Raw genomic sequence first — 22,071 nt, 5'->3', positions numbered from 1 at the left:
TGCACCCAGTGGCGAGCTCGACATTAAGTGGGCGGCTGGACTCGTTAGGGCTTCACAAACCGATAGGCGAAGCGATCGGTCTTACCCTTGATCGAGGGGTCAAACACCTTGCCCGAGTGCGGATCGTTCTTGTTGGCGAGAACGGTGCTTTCCGCGTCCAGTACGAAGCCTGCCGCTTCCACTTCCTCGCGCACGGACGCAGGGTCAATCCGATGCAGCGACTGGGCGTTGCTCATGCCCACCCCGGCGGCGGTGGCGTGATCGACGATGACATAGTACCCACCGGACTTCAGTCGCTCGTAGACGGCTCGATTGAACTCCGCCGCCGTCGCGCCTTTGGCCTGCATAAGCGCAGTGTGGAGGTCGTGGTAGAACAGGTGCAGCCACAGGACATCAGCCGGTCGAGTGGCCTGCGGCATCGCTAAGAGGTCCGCGGAAACGACTTCGACGTTCTCTCGGCCCGGCTCCTTCGCAAGCGTCCGCATGAGGCCGACCGGATCGTTCTTGAAGTGGGCGACTTCGGCCGGCACGAAGCTGTAGACCCGTCCTTCGGGTCCCACGACGTCTGAAAAGAGACGGGTCCAGTCGCCGTCGCCCGGGTAAACGTCGATGACGGTGGCGCCCGCATCGACGCGTGAGAAACGGATCAACTCCGCCAGCTTGGATTGGTCGTACATGGGATGTCCTTCACGGTAGAGAATTCGACGAGCGTATGACGTGCAAGGCATCGGCCCACGGCTCATTCGCCATAGACCGCGAAGAATGCCGCTAAGGCCAGCGCCTGCGTGTCAATGTACTCCGGGTCAGCCCTGCGCCATGCCCCCATCGACGGGAAGATCGATACCGGTGATGTAAGAACTTTCATCAGAGGCGAGGAACGTGACTGCTGCAGCGATTTCCTCGGGCATGCCCCTGCGGCCCATCGGGATCTGCGTGGTGAACTGTGCGACTGCTTGCTCGGCCTGTTCAGCGGTAAGGCCCGTCGTAGTCGCCAAGGCCGGGGTGTCGATTGCTCCGGGGCTCATACAATTCACGCGGATCTTGCGGTCTTTCAATTCCAAGGCCCAGCCGCGCGCGAAGTTGCGCACAGCGGCCTTACTCGCGGCGTAAGCAGTAAATCCTGGAAGCCCGAGCACGTTCGAGACCGAAGAGTTCAGGATAATCGAACCGCCGTCTTTGAAGAGGGGAAGGGCCTTCTGCACCGTAAAGAACATTCCCTTCACGTTCACGTCGAAGGTCTGGTCAAAATGGGCCTCACTAGCTACCGCGAGCGGTGCGATTGTCCCCGCGCCCGCGTTCGCGAAGAGAATGTCGATGTGACCATGTTTCTCTTTCACGACAGCAAAGAGGCGATCCAGATCGTCTAGGCGCGACACATCGCCCACGACCGTCGTAATGTTTCTCTCGATGGCGGCGGCGGCCTCTTTCAGCTCTTTCTCTCGGCGCCCAGTGATTACGACATGCGCACCTTCATCCACGAAGCGCTTGGCTGTGGCCAAGCCAATCCCACTGCTTCCGCCCGTGACGACTGCAATCTTGCCTTCTAGGTTTCTCATGATCTTTCATCCTTTCGTAACTGAAAAGCGGGGTTCCGCGACTGGCGGAGCCGAAGTCCAGCAACGGGACGACGACCCAAGCTCCTCGCTACAAGCGCGAGAGCTTGCAGATCGGCCCGCTGGCCGAACACGAATGGTAGGAGCGCACCGGCCTCCTGAGAAGACGACATATTGAGATGCAATCCATCTCTTCCGTAGATGGACGCCACTTACGGGCTCGATAAACTTCATGCGCTGACTATGACGGCGGCTCTGCGGACGAGACCGCAACGAACGGCAAGTGATCTCTCTCGCGTTGTCGACGGCAAGGATATCTGCCGAGCGGGCAATTTGCGTTCGCACCGACGATCCTTTGGTAACCGATGACATTGTCGAGAAGGTGTTGCGACGCATGGTCGGACGGACATATGATTGATGAGCTTATCGAACGGTCTCTGGGCCCTTACACCGATCGCAGGGGTAACAACCGGCCATCAAGCGACGGTCGACTGAGGCTTCAGAATGGGCGACAATTCCCAGTCTCGTAGGCGCGCCGCGTATCCGGTAGAAAAATCCAACCAGTTCGAAACGAATTTGAGAGTCGCATGTGCCCTTATCGAAAACTGGCGTTATATAGTGATCAAGACTTTCCAGCTAATGAAGAAATGGATGCGCGTCTTCTACGGTTGATCGGACGACCGCAGCCGAAGATTGGATATATCCCCGCGACAAGCGATCCAGAGCGCATTTACTTCCGGCGTAAAGCTGACTACTACGCTGGGATTGGCGCGAATTTGGTAGTGTATGTAGACCCTAGTCAAGACACATCGGAAGCGGAATGGTCGACTCTGCTGTCGTGCGATGCGATCCACCTATCTGGCGGGAATACGTTTTCGTTCTTGTCGTGGCTGCAGCGACGCAGCGTACTGCCGCTCCTGACTCGGTACGTATCCGAAGGAGGGGTGCTGATCGGTGTAAGCGCGGGCGCTATCTTGATGACACCCAGCGTGGATTCAGCATTACTGTGCGGCGATGTTCGGGACGAACAGTTGATGGATGACGCAGGACTCGGCCTTGTAGATTTCCACTTTTGGCCACACTTCAATTCTGAAAGCGTTACCGGAGATCAGTCGAAATTGTCCTCTACTATCCCGGACCTCTACGCGTGTCCCGACGGTTCGGGGATTGTCATTGACGGCAAGGAAGTCGAGTTATTCGGACGGGTTCATCGATACGCTTCAGAAGCGATTCGTCCTACTCCTCTTGAGGATTGAAGTCGTCCCGTTCTTTGGCAGCAACTGTGCTGATGGTCCATCTTCGGTTCGTGAACGTCCGCTTCGTAGAAAGCCGAACGTTACATGCGAGTCGATCTGGGTCAGCATTCGTCCGGCCCAATGCGGCCAGGAACGGACCTTCGACAAGTGGACGTAGATCGCCGACAATCGGACCTGCAACAACGGACCGTTCACACAGCAGGAGCGCGGAATCTAAGCGGCATATTCTTGAGAAGCTGCTTGTCTGTGCACAAATTGGCGAACTCAGACTAGGGCACCGAGATGGAAGACGGTCGATACGCGGTATCCATTAAGGGAGTGGTTTTCAATGAACCAGATAGAGTGATTCTGCTGCTCAACGAGCGACAGGAGTGGGAACTGCCCGGTGGCCGTATTGAACGCGGAGAGAGCCCGGCCGAATGCGTAGTGCGCGAATTCAAAGAAGAACTGGACATCGCCATCAGTCCCGCTGTTCTTCTCGACACCTATCTATTCGAAGTGATTCCGCGAAAGCACGTATTTATCGTTACATACGGTTGCCAGCTGGCCGGAGTGTTCTGCCCGAAGATCAGCGAAGAACATCTACAAGCCTGCACCTTCGACGTCAATGTGCTTCCTGTGAACCTACCGGAGGGATATCGCAATTCAATCCTGACCTGGCACAGTCAACGCACCCGGGCTTAACGCAGTCAGCTTCGCTGCGAAGGCGGCAGGAGGTCCGCTAGATGATTTTCAATCGAACGGCACAATGCATCAGGGGACACTGCGCTATTACCATGGAAGCTGCAGTCAAACTCCCCTTGACCGTTCATCTCGCCACGGCTGGACAGCACAGACCATGAATCAACAGATCAACTTACGCGCTGCATCTCAGGACGACGAGCCATTTCTCCTGCAACTCCGCAAGCTAACGATGACGGAACATCTGGAACGAGTCGCTATACCCGTCGACGATGAAGCGCACTACCAGCGCATCAGATCAAACTTCGAAGACGCGCAGATTATTTGCGAGGGAAATCGAAGCATAGGGCTAATCAAGTTGAGCCGCATGACCGACGAATGGCACGTACATCAAATCCAGGTGACACCGTCCCACCAGGGAAGAGGTGTCGGCAAAACCGTTTTGACTGCCGTGTTGAACGAAGCGAAGCGCGTAGGTGTACCAGTCACTCTGAGCGTGCTGCATGGCAACCCGGCACGTCGTCTGTATGATCAGCTCGGTTTCCAATTCGTCGCAGAACTACCCAAGAGCACGAAGCTCATTTGGCATCCATAGTCTCAAGTGTCCCAACGGCATCTTACGTAAAGATCAGTCACGCTTCCGACCAGCGTCGTTCATTGATCGCTTACGGTCAATCAGTCCACCCCATGAGCGGCAGCAATGCGGATGGAAACGGCCGTACCGGGTCGGCGCACGCCTTTCGTATATCTGCTGCGATTAGCGATCGATTGAGGTCTGTGTCGGACCGCGTTCGGCCGAGGCTGTGTCAAAACTCGAAACTACCCGGTTTTCGGGTGTCGCTTTACCCTTCCCGACGTGCCGCGAAGCCGATACAGAGCGTTTTGATAGGTCGACTTTCTCGCTCGATGTCGAAGTCGCACGTTTTGACACAGCCTCGGCCATGAGCGGACCATCGACCCTAAGGCGAGGATCGTCGTCAATCGTGTCACCATGGACCAACCGGTCGGCGCGATTAAGGCAACTCTGGGCGGCTATTTTTGAGTGGAAATACTCGTACGAATGCAGGCACATTCAACTTGGGCTGTCGTCTACTCCGGGAAGGAACCGATGGTTTGGCCCTTCCCTGGGCCGCGTTGAGCGAGTGAAAAAGCGGGCGCCCTATGCAATTGTCCGAACGACACCGCCGTCGACACGCAAGGAAGTGCCTGTTGTCGCCGACGCCTGCTCCGAGCAGACATAGACGACCAGGTTTGCGACTTCTTCGGTTGTCGCGAAGCGATTGAGGAGCGTGGTCGGGCGATTCGTTTTCAGGAACTGCTGCTCGGCTTCCTCACGCGTAATGCCTTGCGCATCTGCGTTCGCCTGCGCCCAACCACCCATGATCTCCGAATTCGTCGGACCAGGGAGAACCGAATTAACGGTGACGCCCGTTCCGCCGACCACCTCTGCCAAGCCCCTCGCAATGGCGAGCTGAGCGGTCTTGGTCGTGGCGTAGTCGATCATGTCTTTAGGGATGGCAAGCGCGGACTCGCTACTGATGAAGACGACGCGCCCCCAGCCGCGCTTCGTCATGTTTGGCACATAGTGGCGGGAGGCGCGAATACCGCTCATGACGTTAAGTTCGAAGAGATCGATCCACTCGCTGTCCTCAATTTCGAAGAAGGACTTCGGACGCCCAGTACCCACATTGTTGACGAGAATGTCCGCATCCGGCGCCTGCGCGAACAAGTCCGCCGCGCCTTTCGGAGTCGCAAGATCTGCGATGACGCCGGTAAACTCCGCCTTTGGCAAGAGTTCGCGAAGCTCCCGAAGCGCCGTGGAGACGCGCTTCTCTGTGCGGCCGTTGATCACGACCGCGGCGCCTGCGCGCCCCAGCCCTTCTGCAATGGCTCGGCCGATACCCGCTGTGGACCCAGTAACGACGGCCTTGCGGCCAGTGAGATCAATATTCATGACACCATTCCTTCAGCTGTGAAGAGAGCTGCATTGTGAGTGATGTCGGAACCAATGATAATAGCTTGATTTGCCATAACATTAATTCCCGGGAGGAATGGAAGTGGATCGATTCCACGAATTAAACGCCTTCATAGCCGTGGTTGAAGCCGGCGGTTTTACAACCGCCGCGCATCGAACCGGCGATTCACAGTCGGCAATCAGTAAGGCTAGTGCTGGGCCATTCGAACGACTTCCCCGGTTTACTTAACGGTCGTTGACTGACCGGCAGTGCATCGGTGCACCTGCAATCCCCGTGACAGGTTCGACAAGAATTCAGACACTTCTAGCATCTTGAAAGGGAGAACCTCAGACTCCCTATTCAGGGCTTTAATTCTCGGCTAAGCTCTGGAAGCCTTGCGCATATTGGGTTCTATTTCGGCTTAAGGCGGCCCCACTGAAATTTGGAGGTTGGATATGAAAGATATTGACACCACACCGTCAGGCAACTTTCTAAATTTTTCTATGCATTGGGACCATGACCAATCTCGAATCCGATTGTTTAAAGAAACTAGGCTTTAACGAACACTTTTCTTTACAGGTCGCGCCTTACGGTATCGGCCAACCCTATCGCGTTACCGAGGATTTCGGTTTGCGCTTTGTGGTGTCGGGTGACGCCCAAGGGCGGCTTCAACAATTCAATTTGACCTTTGCGAGAAAGAGCGAACAAGTACCGATCATCGGCGACTGGGTACTTGGCATCTTGAACGCAACGGGTGAAGTGGAATTTATCGACATCCTTCAACGCGCCAATTGTTTCCAGCGCAGTACCGACGATGGCCGCGTGCAAGCTTTGGCGGCCAACATAGACAAACTGTTTATCGTTACCTCCTGTACCGAAGAATTTAATTTGTCGCGGCTCGAACGCTATCTGCTGCTAGCACGCGCTAACCGCATCGCGCCCACCGTGGTTCTCAACAAGGCGGATCTAGTCGACGACAAAAGTGCTTATCTTGAGCAGCTTGCCGAACTCGGATCGGATATTCCGGTGTGTATGCTGAGTACCGTCAACGAACCTAGCGTCACGCGACTCAAAGACTTGATTGCAAAGGATGAAACCTGCGTGTTCGTCGGCTCATCGGGGGTTGGAAAGAGTTCGATTGTGAACGCGTTAACCGGTTCGCATCAGCAGCTAACGCTGGGCGTCAGCACAAAGGGGGCACGTGGCTCGCACACCACTACCAGCCGATCGTTATTTGTACTGCCAGAGCGTGGCGTCATTATCGATACGCCCGGCATTCGTAGTGTCGGCGTAACAGCCAGTGCCGACAGTTTAAGCGACACCTTCGAAGATGTGACACTACTGATGAGTCAGTGCGCATTTCGAAATTGCGGGCATAACGGGGAGCGTGGATGCGCGGTTGCACAAGCACTTGACGATGGACGCCTGACGCTCAGACGGCTAAATTCGTTTAGAAAATTGCAGCGAGAAGCCAAATTCTTTGACGACAAGAATACTGCACTACGGCAGCAGCGCAACGAAGCAAAGCAGCGGGCCGCGCGGCGCGGAAGCCGCGAAAGGTTTGAGCGGGAGCCAAGATGACAAACTAGGTTATCGAAGGTATGGATAGGGCACGCGGCTCGTCGGCTTGATTCGATGGGCTGCATGGCTAGTGACTGATGTACGTTCAGTACTCGGGCGCTCAGGCGTCGGCTCTGCACTCGGAAGCGGCCATTCATATTGTGTCTGGTCGAATGGCCGAGTTGGGTGGCAAGGGAAATTCGCGCCGAGGTTGGGTAGGTCTCTGAAGCGCGGTAGACGAACTTCCGCGTTCGGCCGAGGCTGTGTCAAAACTCGAAACTACCCGGTTTTCGGGTGTCGCTTTACCCTTCCCGACGTGCCGCGAAGCCGATACAGAGCGTTTTGATAGGTCGACTTTCTCGCTCGATGTCGAAGTCGCACGTTTTGACACAGCCTCGGCCAGGGGCGGACGGTCGGCACGGGGGTAGATTGATCACAAGACAGGTCTACATCGCGAACAATTTGAGTACGTACGATAGCCGATGCGACACTCGTTCAGCGCCTACTCTGCGAGTAGAGTCAGGTCTTCCCGGACATCCTCGTAGTCGGCCACGACCACTTGAGCGCAATGCTCGAAAAATTCGTTCGCGGGATTTCGGTAGACTGGTTTCATACTACGCTTTGTACACGAGGTATCAATGATGTTGCTCTCAATCACTTCCATCAATAGGCTGCGTAATCTCGGGTTGCAGTTGGCCGACGAACCGTTCTTTTCGCACGATCACACAGCGTACCCTTCGGGTTACCTGGTTATGAAGCCCACCAGTGTCCAGGGGAACTCGCTTCCCAGCCTTCGTAAAGGCTACGAAGATGGTCATACACTCAATGACACGGACGCTCCAGTCCCAGTAATCTGGAATGCCTCTGGTCGTTGGCACGTGTCTGTTTGGGATTGGGCGCCTGGCCCTGGACCGGGCGACTTCGTGAAGGAGTTCGTTGACGAGGCAACTGCGATTCACTTCATCATCCAATATTTTTTCGACGAGACCCCCGAATTTTCAGCGCGCCGCGCTCACGAGCGTCAACGTCGGTCGATATAGAACTGGATTCAACGTGCGGTTTGGGCGCGATTCTGCACCACGATCCAGCAACTGTGCTATCGATGAACCCGCCACGGTAACTTATCGATGGGTGTGGTTCAGCAATTCGGCATACGAGGCGCTTACATCGCCTCTGACGATGGATACACATGAACGACCGCTGTCGGGCGAATCGAAGGTCGCTTCAGGGTCGAGTGCGGAAGTTCACCGTAGAGCAGCGGGGCGGCCAGTTACAGTCATTCGATCCGTGAACGTGAATCGTCGACAAACCGCCCGGCGCGTGGCGAATGAATGCTATCGTCAAGGCACACGCCGATTGACGAGGCGGGTGTGAAGCGAAGGACAGTTGTCAAGACGGCTTGTAGACGTCCGGTCGCAAAACCTCCATGAAACGCCTTGCGTTCCCGAGTTCGGTGAAGCCGAACTGCGCATAGAGCGAATGCGCGTCCGATGTCAGCAGCAGGAGACGACGAAGACCCGAAAGATCCGGGTGTTGCGTCACTTCGTGCATCAGCCATTTCGACAAACCTTTGCCCCGGTGCGCCTCTAGAATGAACACATCGGCGACGAGTGCAAACGTTGCCCTGTCGGTGACGACGCGAGCCAAACCGACCTGCGCCGCCGCATCATAGACGCCGAAGCACAGCGAATTTGCAATCGACTTTTCGACGACCGATCGAGGTATACCAGCGGCCCAATACGAATCTTCCGACAGAAACCTGAAAATCATTTCGTGGTCGAGACGCGTTGTATCGGTCGAAATTTCGTATCCAGCGATAGTCATAGTCACGGTGTCGTTCTCGTGCAGTTGGCGATGGGTGGCGAGTTTCGTCAGGTAAGGATCAAGCCGCATCGATAGGTGCGCCATCGCCTGTTAGTGACGCCTCCACCCTGAGTCAACCTGACTCCAGGCTCAATGGGTCTATCGAACATTCTGAAGGCGAACTCCTTCGCCGCTTCGAGCCACATCGCCCAGTTGCGCTTGAGAACCTGATAGCGCGCCGCGGCGAGCCGCGCGTTTGCAATTGGACGTACCACGCTATGGCGACTTATGAAGACGTGGGCGTCTCCAGGTTCGCACGTTGGATCGCGTCCTGCAGGTAATGACGCATAAGGCCATCCAGTTCGTCCATGACAGCTTTACGACTGGCTATGGAGGTATCGCCATTAACCGCGACGGCCGCCTTCATGATCTGCTGGATCACGGCGGCACGGACGGCGATCTCTGCCGGTGCCAGATGCGGCGCCACTTCAGCCAGCACGGATTCGATCTCTCTACGCAGACTTTCGCGGATGTTCATGGTGCGCGGCAGAGCGTAACTGTAGGTCTCGACCAGGACCGCAAACGCCGGATGGCTCGCGCGGAACTTCACGAACGTTCTCGTCAACCGACTCGCAAGCAGCGATACGTCCAGAGACGGCGCAGTCTCGCGCAGCTTTTGGAACGTCTCTGCGAGTATGTCCAGATAGCTTTCGAGCAACGCACCCGCGATCCGGTCCTTGGTGGGAAAAAATTGATACAGCGAGCCAATCGACGCGCCCGCGCGGGAGGCGATCGCCGTCATGGTTGCTGCGTCGTATCCCTTGTCTGCGAATTCGGTACCTGCTGCCTCCAGCAGCGCTGCGACCCGTGCGTGACCGCGTGCGCGCTGTGGGGCTTTCGCTTGTCCGCTTTCGGCACGCAATGTTGTGGTTGACTTTTGTGAGGGCATGCTCATAAAATAGAAATGTGAGACGAGCCTCACAATACACCTTTGGCTCACTAACTTCAACGGAAGGCAAAAGATGTTGCAGAAACTTGACTCCAAGACTACGGCACTCGTTCTTATCGACCTCCAGCAGGGCATCCTTGGTTTTGGGAAGGCCCCTCGCAGCGCCGAGTCCGTGCTGACGGCCTCAGCGAAGCTCGCGAAGCGCTTTCGGGAACTCAGTGCGCCAGTCGTGCTGGTGCGCGTAGGCTGGAGCGACGATTTCGGCGACGCGCTGAAGCAACCCGTCGACCAACCCATGGCGCTTCCTGCCGGCGGACTTCCGTCGACGTGGTGGGACTTCCCCGAAGCGCTCGAAGCCGCCGAGCATGATCTCAAGATCACGAAGCGGCAGTGGAACGCATTTCACGGCACGGAACTCGATCTGCAATTGCGCCGCCGCGGCATCAAGACCATTGTGCTCGGCGGAATTTCGACGAATATCGGTGTGGAGTCGACGGCACGAGCTGCCTATGAACTTGGCTACACACTCGTGCTCGCCGAGGATACGATGAGTTGCGCCACGGCTGAGCATCATCACGCGTCGGTTAATTACATTTTTCCGAGACTCGGCCTCGTGCGTCAGTCCGAGGACGTGATCCAGGCACTCGCGGACTAACAACGGTCCACGAAGGGGCACGAGGGCCAGAATGCGCAGCCGCTGACAGGCCGGAAAGTGCGTCGGTCGGTACGCCGACCGATCGGATCGAGTTGACTCGCGGATTTGTACATCAACCTGTCCGCACACGCGAGAGGGCAGCAGCAGAGTACGAAGATTCAGTGCAGGAGTTCCGGGATGTCGAAATCAAGTTCCGACGAACAATCAGTTGTCCGTATAACCGACGCTTCGCCGACGCAAAAAAGTCGTTACGGGGTTGTCGGATCGGCCGTGTCGCGTATCGAGGCTGCTATCGATAGCAAGGCGCTTGTTCGCACGTTGACGGCCCTTTTCCCGCTAGTCGTCCTCGCGCTGGTTTCCGGTCAGACAAAGTGGTTGCTCGTTTCGCTGGTGACGGTGTCGACCGCTATCGCAGTGGATCGCTCGCATCTCGCTCCGCTCGGGGTCATTTCCCACGGGATAGCCATCGGAGCGGGCTTCCTGGTATTGATGGCCTCGCTTGCGTATCCACCACTGTTTGTCGTAGCCACCGCCTTAATGGCAATGGGGTCGATTTTGGTGACCGCACGGGGAAGCGAGTTGCGCTCACTCGGCAGCTTTACGTTCATTCCGGTGCTTTACCTCGCCTGCGAGAGCGCCGAAGGAGTGAGGCAATCGGCACTCATTCATCGCGGGTTCGAGCTTCTTCCCTTCGTCTTGGCGGCTTTCTTGCCGGTTCTGCTGATTTCCTCGATCAATCATTACCACGAACGCCGTCCAGAGGTTTCATATTTCGCGCACTATGCGAAATGGTCGAAGCGTTCTGAGCGTGGCGATCGTGTTCCGTACGTCGAAGCGATGATCGCAATAGCACTCGCCGTAGGCCTCGCAGCAGCGCTTGTGGAGTGGAGGCATATCGAGCGCGGACAATGGATGATCTGGTCTGCGGCGAGCGTGGTGACGGGCAGTGCGGCGAGCGCCCGAGTCAAGTTCCGGAATCGTATCGCGGGTGCCATCGTAGGCGTGCCGGCCGGTATCTTCGTCGGGTTGTTGGTCCCCCACGACTATTTCGTGCGAGACCTGGTTATCCTCGCTGCGTTGCTGACACTCGTCTGCATTCGGCCCTACGTTATGGCATTCGGCACGCGTTGCGCCTGCGCCGCGATGGCATTCGTGGTTGCCGGGCAGTCGTGGACTTTCGCTAGCGAGCGTCTGATCAACGTAGCGGCCGGCAGTGCGACGGGTCTCTTGATTACGCTGGCTGTGCACGTTATCGCGAGGCGCATCGAATGCTCGCGCAAACCGGCCTCATTTCGATGATCGGCAAGATTCCGGTCGCGCCTGTTGACGGGGCCGATGCTGTGTCGCGCGCCTCAAAACGCCGAAACCTTCAGCGCTGCAAGCGGAGCCTATACGACTCGCCGCGTGGTTTGGCGTTCAGCCGTAGCGGGTAGATGAGCTTCACGGAGTTCCCGTTGGCGGATAACTACCATGCGTTTTACCCGCAATTTACCCACAAAACTGTCGGAAGCAGAGGGATTCCCGTGGAGGTTGCCGGACAGATCGTCATGCGCCGGATGCGCAACTGGAGCGAACGCGTAAAGCTTCAACCATTCGCTATAACCCTGCACGAGAAAGCCGCCTGAGCGCGCCACGTACTCCTGGCGCGACGCCTTATAGACACCCCGCAGCGCAAACCAGGGGACATGAGGCAAATCATGGTGTACTAAATGATAGTTATTGTTCAAAAACAGCAGACGCCAGAACCACGCCGCTTCATTGAGCACCGTACGGTGTTCGACGGCGTCGGCCAAGCGATGCTCGTGAAACGAGCGGACCGAGCTGATCGACAGCGCACCGTAGCCGATGCCCAGCACATACAGCCACGTGGGTATCCCGCAGGCGGTATGCAGCCACCACGCAAGCGCGCTCACGGCGACGCCCTGAGCGATCCACAGCGGCACGTCGCGCCAGTCGCCGCGCGCGGCCTTGCGAACGGCGTCGATCGCGGTCGCGGCAATCGCGAAAGCCGGCCCAACCAGCAGCCGTCCCACGAAGGTATTGCGCAGCGTCAGCAGCGCATGCGAAACGGCGCCGGCGCCGTGCCATGTCTGACCCGAGACGAAGTAGCTTTCCGGATCGTGTTCGGGGCGGGTCAGGTTGGTATCGTCGTGATGCCGCAGATGCGACTCGCGATAGATGCCATACGGGAACCAGACGGCGAGCGGCGCGAAGCCGAGTAGCGCGTTGATCAACGGCGAGCGGGTGGGGTGGCCATGCAGCAATTCGTGCTGCAGGGACATATACCAGGCGCTCAACAATGCGAGTAGGCCGGTGGTGAGCGGCAGTCCAAGATTGCGCGCATGGGTCGCGACGCCGAACCAGCTCCCGTAGATCGTGACGATCAGTACCCATGTCGGCCACTCCGTGCGCCAGGTCCAGCTCGCGCTCAGGCGGGCCAGGGCTTTGCGTTGCGTGTCGTCGAGATAGATCGCCATCGGCAGGACAGGTAGGGCCGGATAAGGGTGTCGTAAAGCGTCAGCAGACGCGTTAAGGCTGATCCTACTGAGGGTCCTGTTCGCGACGAACCATTTTGTTGCGCAAAGCATCTGCGAAAAAGCGCTTAGGGCGTGCCGGCGCGCTATCCCGCCATGTCGTTAGCGGTTAATATCAGAGCACGAACGTTAATCTTCGAATGCTGATATCCATGCGCAAACCACCCACGACACCAGACCCGCAAGATGTGCCCCGCGTCGGCGAGGGCAAACGTGGCGAGGAAGGCCATATCGGCTATCTGCTGCGCCAGGCGGGCGCGGCAAACCGCTTGCGCATGGAGCGCGCGCTGGCCGACCTCAACGTGACGCCGCCGCAATTCATGGTGCTGACCATGCTGGTGGCGTATCCGGGTCTCTCCAATGCGGACGTCGCCCGTCTCGCGATGCTCACGCCGCAGACGGTCAGCGTGATCGTCGCCAACCTCTTGCGTAGCGGCACCATCGCCCGGCGGCCGCATGCGGTGCACGGCCGCATCCAGCATATCGACGTCACCGACGAGGGCAAGGCGCTCCTCAAGCAATGCCGCGCACGCGTGAAGACCATCGAGCAGCAGATGCTCGCGGGCTTCGACACGCAGGAGGAAAGCGTGATTCGCCGCTGGCTCGTGAGTCTAGCCGTCGAGGGCGGAGGCGGCGTGAGCGAGGCCGAATAGGCGCGACGGGACGCTACCCGACGTTACTGGGTGTCGGCCAGCTTGCAGGCATGATCGAGCAGGCCTTCTGCGGTGCCCGTGCCGTTGTCGACGTCGAGGCCGCTGTTGAGCACGAGCCAGCCGTCCTGATCGACGGAAGGACCGGCGCCGGTCACGAGGATGGTCTGCGTCGCCATGGCTTGCGGGTCCCGATGATCGCGCGCGACGATCCGGAATGGATCGTTGTCCTGCGTCAGGCTGGTGACGCGCATGATCCGGTAACGCACCCCGCCGAGCGTCTCCCAGCGCCATTGACCCGGTTGATCGTGGCGGTAGGCGGCGAGGGCGTCGATGACGTCCGTGCGCATGCAGTCCATATGAATATGCAGTTGCTGCTGCGAGCGGCGGAATTCAGAATTGATTTCGAGTCCGAACTGATTGGCGGCGAGCGGCGCCTTCAGCGTCGCCTCCACCACCTTGAGCGAGCTCCAGCCATCCGCCCAGTAGTCCGGCGCGTCGGCGTCGAGAATGCTCGGGCTTTCGATGCCGGTGACGCGCTCGGTCGGAATCAGCAGGTGCTGCGTGCGTCCGAAGATGTCTTTCAGAATCGCGTAGTGCCCGGCGAGATCCACGCTCGTGCATTGGCCTGGCCGGCCGCTGGCCTGTGCTTCGGGCACGCATTGTCCGCCGACGATTTTCCACAGCGCGTCGGGATCCGCGGCTGCGATTTCCGCGCAACTGCTGGTCACGACGGCGACGGCGACAAGGGCGGTCACGCGAGTCATCATGCGACGCGCGCGGCGGTGAATGTGCATGTCAGTCATCCTATGCATTGCAGGCTATGCGGTGTGGTGTGCGATCAGCAAGCGCAGGGCGCGCAGTGAACGCCATGAGCGGCGGCCGGCCTCTGCCGGTAAAACCTTGTGGGTTTTCATCAAAGGGTAGGCGCAGGCAACGCGCCGAGCACCTGTTCAAAGGCTACGCCGATGGCAAGAAGCCGCCGGTCGCTGCCGAGCGGGCCGTCCAGTTCGAGCCCCACCGGCAAGCCTTCCGAGGTCAGGCCGGCGGGTAGCGACAGGCCCGGAATGCCGGCATTGCTGGCCGGATCGGTGTTGCGCAGATAGGCGCTCAGTTCGTCGATGGGCGCGCTGCCGTTGATCGTCACCGCCGACGAGCCGGCCAGATCGTCGATCGGCACGGCGGCCAGGCGCGTCGTGGGGAACAGCAGCGCGTCGAGCCGGTGCGCGGCAAAGGTCTGCGCATACAGTTCCTGAAGCTGCGGCCGCCATACGGTCAGTGCAGTCTGATACTGCTGGGCGAGCGGGTCCGCGAGGATCGCGTCGTAGATGCTGCGCACATCCGGGCTGGCAATGCGCGCGGCTACCTCGGCGAGCGTCTTGACCGGCGCATCGTTGGCGACCAGCCACGCGGGCACGTCGTCGTGCGCCTCATGGATGGCGACAGGCGAGGCGACCTTGTCGTTCAGCTCCAGCAACGCATCCATCTCAACGGGCACGAAGATGACGCCTGCGGCCTCCAGCAGGGGCAGCGCAGCGCGTACGACGTCTTCCAGCGCGTACTCCAGGTCCTCCCACAGCGGCTCAGGCAGGCCGATGCGCAAGCCGTTCAGCGTGATCGCGGGCAACGGCCCGGCGCCCGTCACGACCTCGTCCAGCAGCGCGAGATCGGCGACGTTGCGCGCCATCGGGCCAACGGTGTCGCGCGTATGGCTGATCGGCACCACGGCGTTGGGATCGTGATAGCGGCGCTCGGCGCCGCCGTTGCCGACCGACGGACGGAACCCGGCCGTGCCGGTCAGGGCGGCTGGGATGCGGGTGGACCCGCCGGTGTCGGTGCCGAGACCGGCCGGCACGATACGCGCGGCGATCGCGACCGCGGTGCCGCCCGACGAGCCGCCCGGAATCAGCCCCGGGTCGTACGGATTGCGCACGGGCCCGGCGTGGGCGGCGAGGTTGGTGCTGGTTATGCCGAAGGCCAGCTCATGCATGTTGGCCTTGCCGAGCACGATTGCGCCGGCGTCGAGCAGACGCTGCACCGTGGGCGCGTTCTCGCGCGGCACGAAGCTCTCCAGCGCGGGCGTGCCCGCCGAGGTCATGAGCCCCTGGGTGTTGATGTTGTCTTTCACGACGATGGGCAAGCCCGCCAGCGGCAAGGCTGCGCGTGCTTCGGGCGTCAGCGCGTCGAGCCGTTGCGCGGCGGCCAGCGCCCCTTCCATGTTGAGCGCGGTCAGGGCGTTGAGCGTCGACAACGCGGCGGCGCGAGCGAGCAGCGTGGCGATGTATTCGGTGGTTTTCAGCCGGCCGCTCTGGATTGCAGCCACGGCTTGCGTGGCCGTCAGGGCCAACTGTTCGTCGACGGTCCATGTCATGCGTGAGATCTCCAGGTGTGCCCGGGACGATCTTCGGCGGCATCTGCATCGATCAACGTATCGGACATGGCGAGTGCAACAGGGCGGGACGTGCCGCCTATTCTGTCACAGCCATTTAAACCGCGTCGTCAGGTGAGCAGGGCGCCCGCCTATTGATGGCTGTCGACCCACATGCGTCCCCAGCGGAACGCATACGCCACCGCGTGCTCTTCATCGAAGAAATAATCGAGCGCGTCGAACGAGTAAGCACGGTTATGCTCCGGTGTGGCTTTCCCGATGGTCAGATTCGCCGCGAACAGGCCGTTGGGCAGTCGCTGCGCGACGGGGGCAACCTCGTAACCTTTGTATTGGATAGCTTGTCGATTCATATGGATGGCGATGGTTCTGCCCGCGTGCGTTGCAAAGGAAGCTCAACGCACTGTGCCGACCGGATGGTGGGCGGGCAGGAACAAGCGTAGGCCGGGCGGCCTCGCGAGTGAACCAATGATTCGTCGCAAGCAAATCACGGTGGACCTGGAACGGTCTTCGTGGATTCGACTGAGGCGGCCCCGGATGCGTTGATGCCACTATCCGGCGCGCCGTACCGCCTGTCTGTTACTTGGCACACGCATTGTGCCGCGCGAGTGCGGCAAACACGGCGCGCTGCGTGCGCCGCTGCACGTTGGATGCGCGGCGCCGCGGCCGCGCCAGGCTCAGTTGGCGAGCGTCAGTACCTTGGCCGTGCGAGCTTCGGTCGCGCCGAGATGTGCCGGCGCGTGGTGCGCGCTGAACGCGAGCGCGAACTGCGCGGCCTGCTGGCCGACTGTGGCGAGCTGGTCGACCACTTTCGGGTCGGAGCAGCTATCCACGGATTCGAAACGCGTCTCGAGCGTGTTGATGCCGGCGCCAAACGGCGTGGGCCAGCCGCGCAAGGCGTGGACGATCGAGCGCAGCGAGGTGAGCACGGAACCGGCGGCCTGCCAGCCGTAGGCGGTGACGATACAACCCACCGCGCGGCCATCGAGGTAGGGACGTTCGTCGGCACGCAATTCTTCCAGCGTGTCGAGCGCGTTCTTCACGAGACCGGACACACCGCCGTGATAGCCGGGTGTGGCAATGATCAGCGCGTCGGCCTGGCGCACGGCTTCGATCAGCTCGAGCTGGGCGTCGGTACGTTGCGGGTCTTCGGGTGCGTAGTGCGGCAGGCTATGCAGGAAGGTGCCGCCGAACAGGCGGGTGCGGGCGCCGGCGGCTTCCGCGCCGCGCAGTGCGAAACCGAGGGCACGCTCGGTCGACGACGCCGCACGCGTCGTGCCGCCGATGCCGATGACGAGCGGCCGGCGATTTTGATCGAAACTGGTCAACGAAATGCTCCTTCGGTAGCGGCTGTCGGGGCCTCGCACGGGGCTGCGTGCGGACTTGCCGAGGCAAACTGGACTTAAACCGCCATGTTAGTGACCGATGGTAGCAGCACGAAGCGACTTTTCGTTCTAACGATATACGCTGGGAGGGTTATCCACGTAGGGCTGCGGTGAAATGCACCTGAAGCGGGCGCCGATAAGCAAAGCGCAAACGCTTGGTTGGAGACGCCCCTTGCCTGCGGCTACGATCGGCTTGTCTCCTCCATGACTACTCCTTGACATGGGACTAGGCCCTGCCGTCGCAAGATGGTGGGGCCATTTTTTTGCCTTGCGCCGGCGTTGCGCTGGTTTGTTTTGTGTCGACTTGCCTTTGCCTTTGCCTTTGCTCAGGCTTATCCAGGCTCATTCACTCGCTCGCCGAGGCTGGACCACGGCGTCGGGCGGCTGCTTTGCGCAAAACGCACGAGACGCTTGTGCACCTCGTGCATGGCGTTGACCGACGCCTGTTGCAACTGCTCGTCGTGCAGCGTCAGCAGTTGTTCCAGCACGAGAGCTTCCGCGTCGTCGAGCCGCCAGATGTTTTCCGCCGTGGCGCGGGCCGCGCTGCGCTCGAGCGCCTGCTCTGCCTGCGCATAGAGCGCGGCGCCGGCCACGCCGAAACCCGCTTCCTGCAGATACCAGGCAACGTACAGGACGTGAATCAGTTCGCTCAGCAGATGGCCGTTGCCGGAGCCCACGCGCAACGCTTCGAGTGCGAGATGGCCGCGCAGCGACTGGGCGCGGATCGACTGGGCCGTGGGCGGCAGCAGCCTGGCTTTTGCCGCTGATTTTCCGCCGGAACTTCGCCTGACGGCATGTTTCCTCTTATTCATTTTGGGTAAAACTCGCAAGACCTGCCGGATTTTGAGTCGCGATTTTATATGCGCTTACCGGTCAGACGATTTAATTTTTCGATTTTTAAAAAATGACGGGACAATGACTTCTGGATTTCATGGTATTTAAAGCAGGGAGATGCGCGCTGGGTTGATGCGGCGCGATTATCTATCACGCCGAAACGGCTCAACACGTCCGGCTGGGCGGCGGTTTGAGCGATTGGCAGATAATCGTCACATGCGCCATGCATTTACTGGGATTGTGCATTGCGAACGCTTCCCGGAGTGGGCGCGCAGACTGAAACATCTGGCGTATCGGCGGCTTGTCATAAAATCGACCAGGCAATATGCATCGCTTTTGGAACCGGAAGATTCGCTGAAGGCGGGTTAAACACCGCTCGAATCCGGCGGCATGGCCTGCGCGCCGAGCGCCGTGGACGCATCCTGCCGCAACGGTCCGGCCGTGCGCGAGGCCGCCAGAATTCCTGCGAGGCATTCGACGCGTTGTCACATCCATCTGATACATGGAGAGGGACACCCTGCACAGGAGAGCAATGTGAGCAACCGAGTCCCCGATTTGCGCCCCGCGATTGCAGCGAAACACCCGTTTGAGAGTTGCTTCGTGGACCTGGGCAACCACTCGGCCGACAAGGCGCTCAACGCGTTGACGCACGCCGTGCACGCCGAGCAGCGCGATATGAACGCCTACGACTGGATCACCCAGGCGCTGCCCGGTGCGACGCTCAAGCCGGCACTGGCATTCGGCACCGTCGGCGAACTGTACCGGTCCTATACCCGGCCTGCCGAGTTCGGCAGATTGAAGCAGATCTGGCGTCTATGAGGAGACATTGTCGCGGCGTTGCGCCCGCTCAGCGGCTCGACTTCGAGAGCCGATGGCCGAGGCCCAGATTGGTCGCGATCTGCCACGTGTAGACCCGCGAGTACTGGACGCCGAAGCGCGCCTCGATCAATTCGCGCAGGCGCGCGTTGGTCCATGCATCGCTGGGGAAGCCGTGCGCTTGCGCGGAGCCTTGCAGCGCGGCCGCGATCCAGTCCAGCGCCGCGGCGTCGAGCGCGGACGAACGGCCGCCGACACTCATTTTCTTCAGCGCATCGAGGCCGCCGTCGTCGAGGATGGTCTTATAGCGTTTGACCGTGGCCATGGACAGATGCAGGGCCTTGGCGACCGCGCTCACCGAGGAGCCTGCCAGCAGCATCTGCGCCGCGCTCATGCGCCGGGTAACGGTGGGAAGCTCTTCGGTTCGGGAGCGCATAGGATTGACCGTCCATCAAGGTCCGGGGCAAACAACTGGGGCGCCGCTCGTCTCTGCAATCATTCTTCTCCTGGACGCGGGGCCCGTACCTCAGGTCTCGGCCGGATGGATGTCCGGCGCCGCGGCGGATACCACTACTAATAAATGATTTTTTATTGAATGTGTTGAAATGAAATGAAAATAACTGGACTTGCGGTTTAATCCATTCTTGCTATGGATTCTCGATATACTGCTTTCCGGCATCTTTTATTGAAACAATCGCGCTCATCGTTACAGATTCCAGCATCACCGTATTGGTGCTTGATGTTCATTAAAACGTTTGCTAGCATCCAGTAATATTCTTTTACCTCTGACGATTTGCGCAGACACCGGTTTCGCGCACAGTTCACGGTGCGCCTGCTGCGTCTCGGCGAGGAGCCTTGTATGGCCCGTCCCGGCTGCATTACGCATTGTTTTAATGTGTGAAATGGCTTCAGCCTGCGCAGTCTTATTTTAAAATAATTCCGCCCTGTCACATTCGTCAGTTGTTATCCCCGGTGAAACGGGGAGGTTTGATTTTCCGCGCAAACCGTTATACGTGCGGCATAACGATTGCCGCTAAATCCGCATCGGCTGGGCCGGACCGGATGTCAGCGGCTTTTTGAATGCCAGTACGGTTGAATGCTCGGTGAATGCAACGTTTCAGTGATTTAGGAGAGCATAGTGAATCTGTTCATTTCACGTCAGGGCGGCGAGAGCGCCTTGCAGGTCAGGCGCTTCGTCCTGATAGGCTCCGCGCTGGCCGCCATGGCCGGCGCATCGGTCGCGCTGGCCCAGGCGCCGGCGTCCGGAAGCGACGAACCGGCGCAGGCGCAAGCGGAAATGCAACCGCAGGCCGTCGATGCCCTGAACAAGCTCGGCAACTATCTGCGCAGCCTGAAGAGCTTCCGTATCCAGGCGGACAGCGTGACCGACGCCGTCCTGACCACCGGGCAGAACGTCGGCTTTCTGCATCGCACGGAGATGTCGGTGCAGCGTCCGAACAAGGTCCGGGTCGTGGTCACGGGCAGTCGTGCGCCGAAGGGCCTGATCTACGACGGCCGCACCTTCGTGCTGTTCAACGACACGCATCACTTCTACAGCAAGGTGCCGGCGCCGCCCACCATCCGCCAGTTGATTACCGACGCCGATGAGAAGTACGGCGTCCAGCTTCCGCTCGTCGACCTGTTTTACTGGGGCGAGCAATCGGACGACGAAAAGTCGCTGACAAGCGCGCTGTTTATCGGGCTCGACAAGGTCGACGGCAAGTGGTGCAACCACTACGCGTATCAACAGCCGGGGCTCGACTGGGAACTGTGGATCCAGAGCGGTTCGCGGCCTCTGCCATGCCGGTTTGTCGTCACCGATACCACTCAGCCGTCGCGGCCGCAGCATGCCGTCAATTATCAATGGACGCTGAATCCCACGTTCGAGGCGGGCACCTTCATGTTCCGTCCTGGCCCGGACGCGCGGCAGATTCCGATGCGGCCGCCTGCAATATCGGACGACCAACAGGGAGACGCGCAATGAAGCCACTGACGCGACTGACCGCTATTGCGCTCGCCCTTGCGTTTTCGGCGACATCGGCCACCACCTTCGCCTTTGGGATCCGCGGCGGGGCGCGCACCAGCATCCATGGAGGAGGCGGTGGGGGCTTTCACGGCGGTGGAGGCGGTGGCTTCCAGGGCGCTGGAGGGGGAGGCGGCTTTCAGGGAGGCGGGGGCGGTTCTCACGGCGGCGGCAATTTCGCCGGCGCGCCTGGCGGTGGACCGTCCCATGGCGGCGGTCAGCCGTCGCACGGCGTGGGCCAGTCGTCCAATGGCGGCGGCGGTGGCTCGAACTCGCATGGCGGAGGCGGCGGGAGCGGTGGCGGAGGAGGCGGGCAAAACAACTCGCACGGCGGCAGTAATGGTGGCGGCGGAGGCGGCAACCAGAACTCGTACGGCGGCGGCAGCAATGGCGGCGGCAGCGACCACCATGACAATGGCGGCAGCGATCACCACGACAACGGCGGCAGCGACCACCATGACAGCGGCGGCAGCGACCATCACGACAATGGCGGTAGCGACCACCATGACGACGGTCACCACGACGACGATCACGACCACCATGACGATGACCACCATCACCACGACGACGGCTGGTATGTCGATCCGGTGGCAGTGGGCGTAGCCGTGGGCGTGACGACGGCAATCGTGGTGGGGACGACGGTGGCAGCCCTGCCGCCGAGTTGCAACAACGTCATGATCGCGGGCGTGGTGTACGAGCAGTGCGGCCCGAACTGGTACCAGCCCCAGTACGTGGGCGCAACGGTGAAGTACGTGGTCGTGACGCCGCCGAGGTAAGCGCGGCGTCAGGCGCCGGGTGCCGGCTTGCGAAACCGCTAGCGGAGTGTCGCGCCGGCACGCAGGTGCAACGTATGAAGTCACGAGCATCGAAGGCTCAAACGGGTGCGGGGAAGCCGCGCGTCGGCTAGGTCCTGGCTGCGCGCCGCAGGGGTTCCTGTTCGCGCGCGCGGCAATGACAAGGACGGATATGGATATCGAACTCGAGGCGCGAATCGCCCAGTTGCTTCTAAGGGCAGCGCGGCGCAGGAAGCT

At 59.9% G+C, this 22,071-nt stretch carries 23 protein-coding genes; 11 read left to right on the top strand and 12 right to left on the bottom strand.

Going from position 1 to position 22,071, the window contains the following annotated elements:
- Positions 1-44 precede the first annotated feature (44 nt).
- On the bottom strand, positions 45-677 hold the full coding sequence (locus tag P3T42_RS12520; RefSeq protein ID WP_429306211.1) for a class I SAM-dependent methyltransferase: 633 nt from the start codon (positions 675-677) through the stop codon (positions 45-47).
- Positions 678-803: 126 nt separating this feature from the next.
- Positions 804-1,556: an SDR family NAD(P)-dependent oxidoreductase gene (locus P3T42_RS12515; protein ID WP_074294998.1), complete on the bottom strand. Its 753-nt coding sequence runs from the start codon at positions 1,554-1,556 to the stop codon at positions 804-806.
- 584 nt (positions 1,557-2,140) lie between these two features.
- Between P3T42_RS12515 and P3T42_RS12510 the strand changes: the two genes are divergently transcribed.
- The 3 genes from P3T42_RS12510 (at position 2,141) to P3T42_RS12500 (ending at position 4,085) form a co-directional block, all read left to right on the top strand.
- A complete protein-coding gene (locus tag P3T42_RS12510; protein WP_074294999.1) occupies positions 2,141-2,809 on the top strand; it encodes a Type 1 glutamine amidotransferase-like domain-containing protein in 669 nt (222 codons plus the stop codon).
- Between the two features lie 282 nt (positions 2,810-3,091).
- Positions 3,092-3,493 carry an NUDIX hydrolase gene (locus P3T42_RS12505; protein ID WP_429306210.1) on the top strand — a complete coding sequence of 134 codons (402 nt, stop codon included), beginning with the start codon at positions 3,092-3,094 and terminating at the stop codon, positions 3,491-3,493.
- A 154-nt stretch (positions 3,494-3,647) separates the two neighbouring features.
- Positions 3,648-4,085: a GNAT family N-acetyltransferase gene (locus P3T42_RS12500; RefSeq protein ID WP_074295002.1), complete on the top strand. Its 438-nt coding sequence runs from the start codon at positions 3,648-3,650 to the stop codon at positions 4,083-4,085.
- A gap of 564 nt (positions 4,086-4,649) precedes the next feature.
- Here the strand turns inward: P3T42_RS12500 and P3T42_RS12495 are convergent.
- Positions 4,650-5,444 (bottom strand): SDR family NAD(P)-dependent oxidoreductase, encoded by a 795-nt coding sequence (locus P3T42_RS12495; protein ID WP_031356643.1) that lies wholly within the window; start codon positions 5,442-5,444, stop codon positions 4,650-4,652.
- A 97-nt stretch (positions 5,445-5,541) separates the two neighbouring features.
- Here P3T42_RS12495 and P3T42_RS12490 point away from each other — a divergent pair, with 97 nt between their 5' ends.
- Together P3T42_RS12490 and rsgA are read left to right on the top strand one after the other, a co-directional pair.
- Positions 5,542-5,694: a helix-turn-helix domain-containing protein gene (locus P3T42_RS12490; RefSeq protein WP_429306209.1), complete on the top strand. Its 153-nt coding sequence runs from the start codon at positions 5,542-5,544 to the stop codon at positions 5,692-5,694.
- Positions 5,695-5,961: 267 nt separating this feature from the next.
- Positions 5,962-7,026: a ribosome small subunit-dependent GTPase A gene (gene rsgA / locus P3T42_RS12485; protein WP_429306208.1), complete on the top strand. Its 1,065-nt coding sequence runs from the start codon at positions 5,962-5,964 to the stop codon at positions 7,024-7,026.
- 1,368 nt (positions 7,027-8,394) lie between these two features.
- Here the strand turns inward: rsgA and P3T42_RS12480 are convergent.
- Positions 8,395-8,898, bottom strand: coding sequence for a GNAT family N-acetyltransferase (locus P3T42_RS12480; RefSeq protein WP_429306207.1), 504 nt, complete (start codon positions 8,896-8,898; stop codon positions 8,395-8,397).
- A 196-nt stretch (positions 8,899-9,094) separates the two neighbouring features.
- On the bottom strand, positions 9,095-9,757 hold the full coding sequence (locus P3T42_RS12475) for a TetR/AcrR family transcriptional regulator (RefSeq protein ID WP_429306206.1): 663 nt from the start codon (positions 9,755-9,757) through the stop codon (positions 9,095-9,097).
- Positions 9,758-9,830: 73 nt separating this feature from the next.
- Between P3T42_RS12475 and P3T42_RS12470 the strand changes: the two genes are divergently transcribed.
- Both P3T42_RS12470 and P3T42_RS12465 read left to right on the top strand, forming a co-directional pair.
- Positions 9,831-10,412, top strand: coding sequence for a hydrolase (locus P3T42_RS12470; protein WP_074295008.1), 582 nt, complete (start codon positions 9,831-9,833; stop codon positions 10,410-10,412).
- 177 nt (positions 10,413-10,589) lie between these two features.
- Positions 10,590-11,711, top strand: coding sequence for an FUSC family protein (locus tag P3T42_RS12465; protein WP_429306205.1), 1,122 nt, complete (start codon positions 10,590-10,592; stop codon positions 11,709-11,711).
- 89 nt (positions 11,712-11,800) lie between these two features.
- Here P3T42_RS12465 and P3T42_RS12460 read toward each other — a convergent pair whose 3' ends face one another.
- Entirely contained in the window at positions 11,801-12,889 is a 1,089-nt protein-coding gene (locus P3T42_RS12460; RefSeq protein WP_429306204.1) for a fatty acid desaturase, read from the bottom strand.
- A gap of 209 nt (positions 12,890-13,098) precedes the next feature.
- Here P3T42_RS12460 and P3T42_RS12455 point away from each other — a divergent pair, with 209 nt between their 5' ends.
- A complete protein-coding gene (locus tag P3T42_RS12455) occupies positions 13,099-13,599 on the top strand; it encodes a MarR family winged helix-turn-helix transcriptional regulator (protein ID WP_429306203.1) in 501 nt (166 codons plus the stop codon).
- A gap of 23 nt (positions 13,600-13,622) precedes the next feature.
- On the opposite strand, the gene P3T42_RS12450 is transcribed toward P3T42_RS12455, so the two are convergent.
- The 5 genes from P3T42_RS12450 to P3T42_RS12430 all read right to left on the bottom strand — a co-directional run bounded on the left by P3T42_RS12450 (position 13,623) and on the right by P3T42_RS12430 (position 18,179).
- A complete protein-coding gene (locus P3T42_RS12450) occupies positions 13,623-14,363 on the bottom strand; it encodes a CDP-diacylglycerol diphosphatase (protein WP_429306304.1) in 741 nt (246 codons plus the stop codon).
- A 149-nt stretch (positions 14,364-14,512) separates the two neighbouring features.
- Positions 14,513-15,967 (bottom strand): indoleacetamide hydrolase, encoded by a 1,455-nt coding sequence (gene iaaH / locus P3T42_RS12445; protein ID WP_074295013.1) that lies wholly within the window; start codon positions 15,965-15,967, stop codon positions 14,513-14,515.
- 149 nt (positions 15,968-16,116) lie between these two features.
- Positions 16,117-16,335 carry a transcriptional regulator gene (locus tag P3T42_RS12440; protein WP_074295016.1) on the bottom strand — a complete coding sequence of 73 codons (219 nt, stop codon included), beginning with the start codon at positions 16,333-16,335 and terminating at the stop codon, positions 16,117-16,119.
- A 324-nt stretch (positions 16,336-16,659) separates the two neighbouring features.
- On the bottom strand, positions 16,660-17,310 hold the full coding sequence (locus P3T42_RS12435) for an NADPH-dependent FMN reductase (RefSeq protein ID WP_074295018.1): 651 nt from the start codon (positions 17,308-17,310) through the stop codon (positions 16,660-16,662).
- Positions 17,311-17,699: 389 nt separating this feature from the next.
- Positions 17,700-18,179, bottom strand: coding sequence for a hypothetical protein (locus P3T42_RS12430; RefSeq protein WP_074295019.1), 480 nt, complete (start codon positions 18,177-18,179; stop codon positions 17,700-17,702).
- Between the two features lie 556 nt (positions 18,180-18,735).
- Here P3T42_RS12430 and P3T42_RS12425 point away from each other — a divergent pair.
- Positions 18,736-19,020 (top strand): hypothetical protein, encoded by a 285-nt coding sequence (locus tag P3T42_RS12425; protein ID WP_074295021.1) that lies wholly within the window; start codon positions 18,736-18,738, stop codon positions 19,018-19,020.
- A gap of 28 nt (positions 19,021-19,048) precedes the next feature.
- Here P3T42_RS12425 and P3T42_RS12420 read toward each other — a convergent pair whose 3' ends face one another.
- Complete coding sequence (locus P3T42_RS12420) at positions 19,049-19,453, bottom strand: helix-turn-helix domain-containing protein (protein WP_074295023.1); 405 nt, start codon at positions 19,451-19,453, stop codon at positions 19,049-19,051.
- Positions 19,454-20,155: 702 nt separating this feature from the next.
- Between P3T42_RS12420 and P3T42_RS12415 the strand changes: the two genes are divergently transcribed.
- Both P3T42_RS12415 and P3T42_RS12410 read left to right on the top strand, forming a co-directional pair.
- Complete coding sequence (locus P3T42_RS12415; protein ID WP_429306202.1) at positions 20,156-21,001, top strand: DUF2092 domain-containing protein; 846 nt, start codon at positions 20,156-20,158, stop codon at positions 20,999-21,001.
- On the top strand, positions 20,998-21,816 hold the full coding sequence (locus P3T42_RS12410; RefSeq protein ID WP_429306201.1) for a hypothetical protein: 819 nt from the start codon (positions 20,998-21,000) through the stop codon (positions 21,814-21,816). Before P3T42_RS12415 ends, P3T42_RS12410 begins: the two co-directional genes overlap by 4 nt.
- The last annotated feature ends 255 nt before the right edge of the window (positions 21,817-22,071 follow it).

The organism is Paraburkholderia sp. GAS38 (assembly GCF_050434965.1).
Taxonomy (GTDB): Bacteria; Pseudomonadota; Gammaproteobacteria; order Burkholderiales; family Burkholderiaceae; genus Paraburkholderia; species Paraburkholderia phenazinium_A.
Note: the sequence above shows the minus strand (reverse complement) of the source record. Positions and strands in the feature narration are given on the sequence as shown.

Coding starts and splice junctions, on each gene's coding strand:
- P3T42_RS12520 (WP_429306211.1), bottom strand. CDS start 677: ATGTACGACCAATCCAAGCTGGCGGAGTTGATCCGTTTCTCACGCGTC.
- P3T42_RS12515 (WP_074294998.1), bottom strand. CDS start 1,556: ATGAGAAACCTAGAAGGCAAGATTGCAGTCGTCACGGGCGGAAGCAGT.
- P3T42_RS12510 (WP_074294999.1), top strand. CDS start 2,141: ATGTGCCCTTATCGAAAACTGGCGTTATATAGTGATCAAGACTTTCCA.
- P3T42_RS12505 (WP_429306210.1), top strand. CDS start 3,092: ATGGAAGACGGTCGATACGCGGTATCCATTAAGGGAGTGGTTTTCAAT.
- P3T42_RS12500 (WP_074295002.1), top strand. CDS start 3,648: ATGAATCAACAGATCAACTTACGCGCTGCATCTCAGGACGACGAGCCA.
- P3T42_RS12495 (WP_031356643.1), bottom strand. CDS start 5,444: ATGAATATTGATCTCACTGGCCGCAAGGCCGTCGTTACTGGGTCCACA.
- P3T42_RS12490 (WP_429306209.1), top strand. CDS start 5,542: ATGGAAGTGGATCGATTCCACGAATTAAACGCCTTCATAGCCGTGGTT.
- rsgA (WP_429306208.1), top strand. CDS start 5,962: ATGACCAATCTCGAATCCGATTGTTTAAAGAAACTAGGCTTTAACGAA.
- P3T42_RS12480 (WP_429306207.1), bottom strand. CDS start 8,898: ATGCGGCTTGATCCTTACCTGACGAAACTCGCCACCCATCGCCAACTG.
- P3T42_RS12475 (WP_429306206.1), bottom strand. CDS start 9,757: ATGCCCTCACAAAAGTCAACCACAACATTGCGTGCCGAAAGCGGACAA.
- P3T42_RS12470 (WP_074295008.1), top strand. CDS start 9,831: ATGTTGCAGAAACTTGACTCCAAGACTACGGCACTCGTTCTTATCGAC.
- P3T42_RS12465 (WP_429306205.1), top strand. CDS start 10,590: ATGTCGAAATCAAGTTCCGACGAACAATCAGTTGTCCGTATAACCGAC.
- P3T42_RS12460 (WP_429306204.1), bottom strand. CDS start 12,889: ATGGCGATCTATCTCGACGACACGCAACGCAAAGCCCTGGCCCGCCTG.
- P3T42_RS12455 (WP_429306203.1), top strand. CDS start 13,099: ATGCGCAAACCACCCACGACACCAGACCCGCAAGATGTGCCCCGCGTC.
- P3T42_RS12450 (WP_429306304.1), bottom strand. CDS start 14,363: ATGACTCGCGTGACCGCCCTTGTCGCCGTCGCCGTCGTGACCAGCAGT.
- iaaH (WP_074295013.1), bottom strand. CDS start 15,967: ATGACATGGACCGTCGACGAACAGTTGGCCCTGACGGCCACGCAAGCC.
- P3T42_RS12440 (WP_074295016.1), bottom strand. CDS start 16,335: ATGAATCGACAAGCTATCCAATACAAAGGTTACGAGGTTGCCCCCGTC.
- P3T42_RS12430 (WP_074295019.1), bottom strand. CDS start 18,179: ATGAATAAGAGGAAACATGCCGTCAGGCGAAGTTCCGGCGGAAAATCA.
- P3T42_RS12420 (WP_074295023.1), bottom strand. CDS start 19,453: ATGCGCTCCCGAACCGAAGAGCTTCCCACCGTTACCCGGCGCATGAGC.
- P3T42_RS12410 (WP_429306201.1), top strand. CDS start 20,998: ATGAAGCCACTGACGCGACTGACCGCTATTGCGCTCGCCCTTGCGTTT.